At 69.4% G+C, this 7932-nt stretch carries 8 protein-coding genes; 7 read left to right on the plus strand and 1 reads right to left on the minus strand.

Going from position 1 to position 7932, the window contains the following annotated elements:
* Positions 1 to 28: 28 nt before the first annotated feature.
* A complete protein-coding gene (gene aspS, locus ASF40_RS10645) occupies positions 29 to 1369 on the minus strand; it encodes an aspartate--tRNA(Asn) ligase (protein ID WP_056369870.1) in 1341 nt (446 codons plus the stop codon).
* A gap of 72 nt (positions 1370 to 1441) precedes the next feature.
* Here aspS and ASF40_RS10650 point away from each other — a divergent pair, with 72 nt between their 5' ends.
* The 7 genes from ASF40_RS10650 to ccsB all read left to right on the plus strand — a co-directional run bounded on the left by ASF40_RS10650 (position 1442) and on the right by ccsB (position 7672).
* Positions 1442 to 1894 (plus strand): DUF6264 family protein, encoded by a 453-nt coding sequence (locus tag ASF40_RS10650; protein WP_157549616.1) that lies wholly within the window; start codon positions 1442 to 1444, stop codon positions 1892 to 1894.
* Between the two features lie 145 nt (positions 1895 to 2039).
* Positions 2040 to 2717: a DedA family protein gene (locus ASF40_RS10655; protein WP_056368855.1), complete on the plus strand. Its 678-nt coding sequence runs from the start codon at positions 2040 to 2042 to the stop codon at positions 2715 to 2717.
* Positions 2718 to 2784: 67 nt separating this feature from the next.
* Positions 2785 to 3414 carry a histidine phosphatase family protein gene (locus ASF40_RS10660; RefSeq protein WP_056368858.1) on the plus strand — a complete coding sequence of 210 codons (630 nt, stop codon included), beginning with the start codon at positions 2785 to 2787 and terminating at the stop codon, positions 3412 to 3414.
* A complete protein-coding gene (locus ASF40_RS10665) occupies positions 3411 to 4022 on the plus strand; it encodes a TlpA family protein disulfide reductase (RefSeq protein WP_056368860.1) in 612 nt (203 codons plus the stop codon). The genes ASF40_RS10660 and ASF40_RS10665 overlap by 4 nt, the downstream gene beginning before the upstream one ends.
* Positions 4019 to 4861, plus strand: a complete 843-nt coding sequence (locus ASF40_RS10670) for a cytochrome c biogenesis CcdA family protein (protein WP_056368861.1) — start codon at positions 4019 to 4021, stop codon at positions 4859 to 4861. Before ASF40_RS10665 ends, ASF40_RS10670 begins: the two co-directional genes overlap by 4 nt.
* A 16-nt stretch (positions 4862 to 4877) precedes the next feature.
* The gene (gene resB, locus ASF40_RS10675) at positions 4878 to 6590 is read left to right on the plus strand and encodes a cytochrome c biogenesis protein ResB (protein ID WP_157549618.1); all 1713 of its coding nucleotides are present in this window, start codon (positions 4878 to 4880) and stop codon (positions 6588 to 6590) included.
* Between the two features lie 5 nt (positions 6591 to 6595).
* On the plus strand, positions 6596 to 7672 hold the full coding sequence (gene ccsB / locus ASF40_RS10680) for a c-type cytochrome biogenesis protein CcsB (protein ID WP_056368865.1): 1077 nt from the start codon (positions 6596 to 6598) through the stop codon (positions 7670 to 7672).
* The last annotated feature ends 260 nt before the right edge of the window (positions 7673 to 7932 follow it).

The following is a 7932-nucleotide window of genomic DNA, read 5'->3' on the forward strand; positions in this document are numbered from 1 at the left end:
AACCACCGGCGGGCGGCACGCCCGTGCGTCAGGGGGCGAGGCGGGTTGGGCCTCGGAAGAGGTAGGTGACCTCGCGGATCGAGTCCTGCCCGAGCAGCAGCATGAGCACGCGTGCGAGCCCCATGCCGAACCCGCCGTGGGGCGGGGCGCCGTAGCGGAAGAAGTCGAAGTAGAAGTCGAGGTGCTCGGCCCCGAGACCCTTCTCCTTCGCCTGCTCGATCAGCACGTCGACGCGGTGCTCGCGCTGGGCGCCCGTGGTGATCTCGACGCCCTTGAAGAGGAGATCGTAGGACTTGGTGAGCCCGGTCTCCTCGTCGCGCATGTGGTAGAACGCGCGGATCTCGGGGTGGTAGTCGGTGATGAAGACGAACTGGTGGCCGTAGGTCTCCTCGACGTAGGCCGAGATCTGGCGCTCGCCCTCGGGGTCGAGGTCGCCGTCGGTGCGGGGGATCTCGTAACCGCGGCTCTTCACGATCTCGCGGGCCTCGGAGAGCGGGATGCGCGGGAACGGGATCGCCGGCACCTGCACCTCGAGGCCGAACAGCTCCTCGATCTCGGCGCCGTGCTTGTCCTTCACGGCCTGGAACGCGGTCTGCAGGAGCTCCTCCTGCATGCGCGCGACGTCCTCGTGGGAGTCGATCCAGCTGATCTCGGCGTCGACCGAGGTGAACTCGGTCGCGTGGCGCGACGTGAACGACGGGTCGGCGCGGAAGGCGGGAGCGATCTCGAAGATCTTGCCGAAGCCGGCGACCTGCGCCATCTGCTTGAAGAACTGCGGAGACTGCGCGAGGTACGCGGTCTTGTCCTCGAAGTACGGCACCTCGAACAGCTCGGCGTTGGACTCGGATGCCGAGGCCATGAGCTTGGGGGAGTGCACCTCGATGTAGTCGCGCTCGATCCAGTACGAGCGGAAGGCGTGCTCGAGGGTGGTCTGCACGCGGAAGACCAGGTTGTTGCGGCGCTGGCGCAGGTCGAGGAAGCGCCAGTCCATGCGCTTGTCCAGACCCGAGTCCGCCGCGATGGGCGTCTCGGGAAGAGCCGCCGCTGCGATGTCGAGCGCACCGATCTTGATCTCGACGCCGCCGAGCTTCACGCGCTCGTCGTGCTTGAGCTCGCCGGTCACGGTCAGGAAGGTGCCCGTGGCGAGGTTGGAGATGAGGTCCGTGAGGGCCAGGGCCGCAGCATCCTGTTCCGTGCCGTCCTCTGCCGGGCGCGTCGCCGGGTTCACCAGCTGCACGGCGCCGGACTCATCGCGGAGGATGACGAACTGCACCTTCTTCTGATCACGGACGGTCTCGACCCACCCGGACACCGACACCGGGCCGTCGGCGAGACCCTGAAGCTGCTTGACGAGGACGCGTTCACTCACGAGCGACAAGTCTAGGTGACGCGCCGCACTCGCCTTCTCGCCGAAATCCGCACCCACCGCTACCATGCGGGCATGACCACGCCGGAACCCGACCAGCCCGCGCCGGCGTGGACCGCGGCGGCTCCGCCTCCCTATCCGGGCGGCCCCGCCTACACGCCGTCCCCCGAGGGCGCAGCGCCGGCGAAGCCGCCGGTGAAGGTCCTCGACCTCGTGATCACGATCGTGCTGCTGGTCGCCGACGCGGTCCTGGCGACGCTGGCGTCGTTCATGGGGATCTTCCTCGTGATGGCGTCGGATTCGTGCGGCGCCCGCGACTGCAACGTCGATCTCATCACCCTCGGATGGCTGATGGGAATGATCCTGCCGTGGGTGATGCTCGTGGCGACGGTCGTCGTGGCGATCGTGCTGATGGTCAAGCGACGCCTCGCCTTCTGGGTGCCGCTCGTGGGAGCCGCCTTGATCGTGCTGTCGCTCGTCGCCGCGTTCATGGTCGCCTCGGCCGCTGTTCCCGGCTCGACGCTCTGATCCCGACCTGACCCCGCGAGGTTCATCGGCTTCCGGGGGTCTGCACCCGGGTTTCGTTCATCCTCGCCCCGTAGCGTGGACGTCGTCGCGCCGAACGGTCGCGGCCGCCGCCACGAAAATGCCACCGACGGACGGGATCCGACGAATGACGACTGCGACGACGACCGACGGCTCCTGGCTCACCGCCCTCGCGGACTGGGCCGTCTCCCTGATGGACGTGATCGGACCCGCCGGAGCGGGCATCGCGATCGCGATGGAGAACCTGTTCCCGCCGCTGCCGAGCGAGGTGATCCTGCCGATGGCGGGCCTCGCGGCCAGCCGCGGGTCGTTCTCGCTGGTCGAGGCTCTGGTGTGGACCACCGTCGGATCGGTCGTCGGCGCCCTCCTCCTCTATGGGCTCGGCGCGTGGCTCGGGATCGCCCGGCTGCGCGCGATCGCGACCAAGGTGCCGCTGCTGCACCCGGAGGACATCGACCGCACGGTCGCGTGGTTCGGGCGCCACGGCGGCAAGGCCGTGTTCTTCGGACGCATGATCCCGATCTTCCGGAGCCTCATCTCCATCCCCGCGGGCATCACCCGCATGCCGGTGTGGCGGTTCACGCTGCTCACCGCGGCGGGAAGCCTGGTGTGGAACTCGATCTTCGTGTTCTCGGGCTTCTTCCTCGGGGAGTCGTGGCACATCGTGGAGCGCTACGCCGACATCCTGCAGTACGTCGTCATCGCGGCCGCCGTGATCGGGGTCGCCTGGTTCCTCTCTGTGCGGGTCCGCGCGCTCCTCGAGTCCCGCGGCACCTCCCGCGGTCCCGAGCCCGAACTCGACTGAGACGAGCCCGCCGAAGCTGGGAGAACGCTCAGCCGGTCCACAGAAGACCCCCACGTAGACTGGGCCGGTGCCCGCCGCCCGCCTTCATCTCGTGCGCCACGGGGAGGTCCACAACCCTGCCCGCGTGCTCTACGGGCGACTCCCCGGATACCGGCTGAGCGCCGGCGGCCGTCACATGGCCCGGCAGGCCGCCGAGTACATCAAGTCGCTCGAGCGTCCCGTGTCGGCGCTCGTGTGCTCCCCGCTCGAGCGCACGCAGGAGTCGGCCGAGCCGTTCACCGAGATCTTCGGCCTCCAGCCCGTCCTCGACGAGCGGGTCATCGAGCCGACCAACGTCTTCGAGGGCAAGCGCATGGCGCGGGCACTCGTCAATCCCTGGAACTGGCGGCACCTCAGCAAGCCGGCACTGCCGAGCTGGGGCGAGCCGTATGCCGACGTCGTGGGTCGCATGAACTCGGCCATGACGCACGCGTGGGATGCTGCGGACTCGGGCGACGTCGTCATCGTGTCGCACCAGCTCCCGATCTGGATCACCCACCTCGCGGTCGCCGGGCTCCCGCTCCGGCACGACCCTCGCGCGCGGCGCTGCGCGCTGTCGAGCGTGACGAGTTTCGAGATGGTCGACGACACGTGGACCGAGACCGCCTACGCCGAGCCGGCGTCGACGGCCGGTGCGGTGGATGTGGGGGCGGTATGACTGAGCGGTTCCGGAAGGCGCGGGCAGCAGCATCCGCTCTCCTCGTCGTCGGGCTGATCGCCGGTCTCGCCGCGTGCACGAGCGACCCCCTTGCCGACCAGTACCGCTCGGGTGACAACAAGGGCTTCGTCGCGGCCGACGGCTTCCGCGTCGTCGAGATCCCGGCCGCCGATCGCACCGAACCCGTGGAGTTCGAGGGCGCGCTCGACACGGGCGGCACGACCTCGAGCGCGGATTATGCGGGCGACGTGCTCGTCGTGAACTTCTGGTACGCCGGCTGCGCGCCGTGCCGCGTCGAGGCTCCCGAGCTGGCCGCGGTCGACGCGGAGTTCCAGGGCCAGGGCGTCTCGTTCCTCGGGGTGAACCTGTACGACGGCGCCGCGGCATCGCAGGCGTTCGCCGAGAAGTACGGGGTGGAGTACCCCAGCGCCCTGGCGACCGAGGACGGCTCGATCAAGCTCGCCTTCGCGGGGGAGACCCCGCTCAACGCGGTGCCCGTCACGATCGTGCTCGACAAGCAGGGCCGCGTCGCCGCACGCCTGGTCGGCCAGATCGAAGAGGCGTCGATCCTCGAGACCATCGTGCGCGACGCCCTGGAGGAGTCGTGAACCTCGGCGCCCTGGTCGCCGACGGGTCGCTCCTGATCGCCATCCCCATCGCGATCCTCGCCGGCGCCATCTCGTTCCTCTCGCCGTGCGTGCTGCCGCTGGTCCCGGGGTACCTCGGGTTCATCGGCGGCGCGGTCTCGCCGCGGCCGGCGCCGGTGGCTGTCGGAACGGATGCTCCGCCCTCGCGTTCCGCGGACGCCCAGGGCGCCTCGTCTCGCTCGTCCCTCGCTCGCTCAACGAGCGGGGGTGATGACGCACCCGCGCGCGGGCGTCTGGTGCTGGGCGTGCTGCTGTTCATCGCGGGGTTCACCGTGGTCTTCGTCAGCATGGCGATGCTCGGCGGCACCCTCGGCCGCTTCCTGCTCGAGTACCAGGACCTCATCACCCGCATCCTCGGCGTCGTCATCATCGCGATGGGGCTCGTCTTCATCGGGTGGTTCGGCATGGCCCAGCGCATCGCGCGGCCGCAGGTGAGGGGCAACCTCGGTCTGATCGGGGCGCCGCTTCTGGGCATCGCGCTCGGCATCGGGTGGGCGCCGTGCATCGGCCCGACCCTCGCCGTCATCCTGACGATGGCGTTCGACTCGGGCTCTGCCGCGCGTGCCGCGCTCCTGGGCGTGGCGTACTCGCTGGGGCTCGGCATCCCGTTCCTCCTCCTCACCCTGGGATTCGGGTGGGCGACGCGTTCCGTGTCGTTCCTGCGTCGCCACATCCGCGTCGTCAACCTCATCGGCGGCGCCGTGCTCATCGTTCTCGGCCTCCTCATGGTCACGGGCGTCTGGACCGCCGTGATGGCCCAGCTCCAGGGGGTGTTCGCCAGTGTCCCGGCCCCGCTCTGACGCTCCGGAAGGTTCTGTGACCGACGACGTGACCGACCCGCTGAGGCCCTCCGACCACGCGGACTCCGCGGCGCCCGACGTCACCCAGCCCGCTCTGGGCGTGGTCGGATGGCTGCGCTGGGGCTGGCGCCAGCTCACGTCGATGCGCACCGCGCTCGTGCTGCTGCTGCTGCTCGCGATCGCCGCCGTGCCCGGCTCGCTCGTGCCGCAGCGCAGCGCCGACCCCAACGGCGTGCGCCAGTACTTCGTCGACAACCCCGACCTCGCCCCGGTGCTCGACAACCTGAGCCTGTTCGACGTGTACACGTCGCCGTGGTTCTCGGCGATCTACATCCTGCTCTTCGTCTCGCTCGTCGGCTGCGTCATCCCGCGCACCAAGCACCACTACAAGGCCATGCGCGCGCAGCCGCCGCGCACGCCCGCGCGACTGGCGCGGCTCGACGCCCACCGCTCCGAGATCCTCGAGTACCCGGACGACACGGATGCTGCCGCCGCCGCGACGACCGCCATCGAGGCCGCCGAGCAGCAGCTGAAGAAGGCGGGGTACCGCGTCGCCCGCTACGACGGCGCGAAGTCGCTGTCGGTGTCGGCGGAGCGCGGGTACCTGCGCGAGACCGGCAACCTCGTGTTCCACGCCGCTCTGGTCGGCGTCCTGCTCGCGGTCGGCATCGGCGGCGGGTTCACGTACACCGGGCAGACGGTGATCATCGAGGGCCGCACCTGGGTCAACACGATGCTCGACTACACGTCGTTCAATCCCGGCCGGTTCGTCGACGAGGACGCCCTCCAGCCCTACGCGCTCACGCTCGACGAGTTCTCGCTCTCGTACGTCACCCCGGGCGCGCAGGGCGCGGGGCAGGCCGGCGACTTCGTCGCGCACCTGACGACGCAGTTCCCGGACGCCGATGCCGAAGCGGGCGAGGTGCGCGTCAACCACCCGCTGCAGATCGCGGGCGACAAGGTGTACCTGATGGGCAACGGCTACGCGCCGACCATCACCATCCGGGACAGCGACGGCGACGTGGTCTTCTCGGAGTCTGTGCCGTTCCTGCCGCAGGACAACAACATGACCTCGCAGGGTGTCGTGAAGGTGCCGGACGGCCTCCGTGACCAGGTGGGCCTCGTGGGCTTCTTCTATCCCACCGCGCAGGAGCTCACGAACGGCGCCTACACCTCGGTGTACGGCGACCTCGAGTACCCGATGCTCACCTTCTGGGTCTACGCCGGCGACCTCGGCATCGACGGCGGCGTGCCGAAGTCGGTGTACACGCTCGACCCGAGCGAGATGACCCAGCTGGCCGGCGGCGATTCGGGCACCGATTCGCTCGAGCTCAAGCCCGGCGACACCGTCGACCTTCCGGACGGCCTCGGCACGATCACCTTCGAGAACGAGACACCGGACGCTGCCGGCTTCCAGGACTCGGTCAAGCGGTACGTGTCGCTGTCGATCCATCGCGACGCCGCGGCGACGTGGGTGCTGGTGTTCGCCGTGCTCGCGACGGCCGGCCTGCTCGCCGCGCTCTTCGTGCCGCGTCGTCGCATGTGGGTCAAAGCCACGCGGCAGGGCCACACCGTGCACCTCGAGTACGCCGGCCTCGCGCGTGGCGAGGACCCTGCGCTCGAGGGCGCGGTCGAGCAGTTCGCCCAGCGCCACCTCGCATCGCTCGCCGACCCCGCTTCGGCGGGCGAACGTCCCACGAAGCCCGAATCCACCCCCGACGTAGACTGAGAGCCATGCCCGACGCCTCCCCCCTCACCCTCGACTCGGTCTCGGTGCTGCTGGTCTGGACGGCCATCGCGATCTACGCCCTCGCGTTCATCGCGTACGCGGTCGACCTGGCCCGTCGTGGCGCGGTCGCCGTGGATGCCAAGGATGCTGCGGCCAAGACCGCGCGCGAGCGCGAACTCGTCGCCGCCGGTGGCGCCGGCGCAGGCTCGCGCGGCGGCATCGTCGAGCAGCTGCGGGCGCAGGAGACGGCGTCGGAGGCGGCGCTCAACGCCCCCGTCGGAAAGCGCGCGCGGCTCGTCTGGGCCCGCATCGGCACCTCGCTGACGGTGCTCGGCTTCCTCTTCCACCTCGGCGGCGACGTCACCCGCGGCATCGCCGCGGGGCGCGTGCCGTGGTCGAACATGTACGAGTTCGCCCTCACCGGGACGCTTCTCATCGTCGCGGTGTACCTCGGTGTGCTTTTCCGCTACGACCTGCGATTCCTCGGCACCTTCATCACGGGCCTCGTGGTGGTGCTGCTCGGCGGCACGGCCATCTGGTTCTACACCGACATCGTGCCCCTCATGGACCCGCTGAAGTCGGTGTGGCTCGTCATCCACGTCTTCGTCGCCTCGCTCGCGACGGCGCTGTTCGCCCTCGCCTTCGGCCTCTCGGTGCTGCAGCTCATGCAGGCCCGGCGCGAGACGAAGATCGCGGCACTCGCGACGGCCGAGGCCGCGGCATCCGGTACCGCCAAGACCGGCCCGGGCTTCCTCAAGACGCTCCCGAGCGCCGAGGCGCTCGAGTCGCTGGCCTACCGTTTCGCGATCCTCGGCTTCATCTTCTGGACCTTCACGCTCATCGCCGGATCCATCTGGGCCAACGACGCGTGGGGCCGCTACTGGGGCTTCGACACCAAGGAAGTCTGGACCTTCGTGATCTGGGTCCTCTACGCCGGCTACATCCACGCACGGGCCACGCGCGGCTGGCGCGGCTCGCGCTCGGCGTGGCTGTCGATCATCGGTTTCACCGCCGTGATCTTCAACTTCACGATCGTCAACATGTTCTTCAAAGGCCTCCACGCCTACTCCGGCCTGAACTGAGCTGCTGTTCCGCGATGACATTCCGTCGACGGAATGTGCCGTCTGAACAGGAATTCACGACACACCCTTGACGGAACTCGGTGGGCGGGTCTAGCTTTGCCGCTGTTCGGTCCGCCGTGCGTGTTGCCCTCGGGTGGGCGGGTGCGGAGAACCGGACAAGGGGTTCGATGCATGTGTCATCGCCGGGGTTCGGGGGAGCCGCGTAGCGGAACGAGTGCACCGGCGCGTTGTTGTCAGTTCGATCGAGCGACAGGCGCGTC

It is taken from the genome of Microbacterium sp. Leaf288, assembly GCF_001422925.1.
Classification (GTDB): Bacteria; Actinomycetota; Actinomycetes; order Actinomycetales; family Microbacteriaceae; genus Microbacterium.

What these genes read in the sequence shown, in the direction of transcription:
- ASF40_RS10650 (WP_157549616.1), top strand. Translation starts at nt 1,442, where the DNA reads ATGACCACGCCGGAACCCGACCAGCCCGCGCCGGCGTGGACCGCGGCG.
- ASF40_RS10655 (WP_056368855.1), top strand. Translation starts at nt 2,040, where the DNA reads ATGACGACTGCGACGACGACCGACGGCTCCTGGCTCACCGCCCTCGCG.
- ASF40_RS10665 (WP_056368860.1), top strand. Translation starts at nt 3,411, where the DNA reads ATGACTGAGCGGTTCCGGAAGGCGCGGGCAGCAGCATCCGCTCTCCTC.
- ccsB (WP_056368865.1), top strand. Translation starts at nt 6,596, where the DNA reads ATGCCCGACGCCTCCCCCCTCACCCTCGACTCGGTCTCGGTGCTGCTG.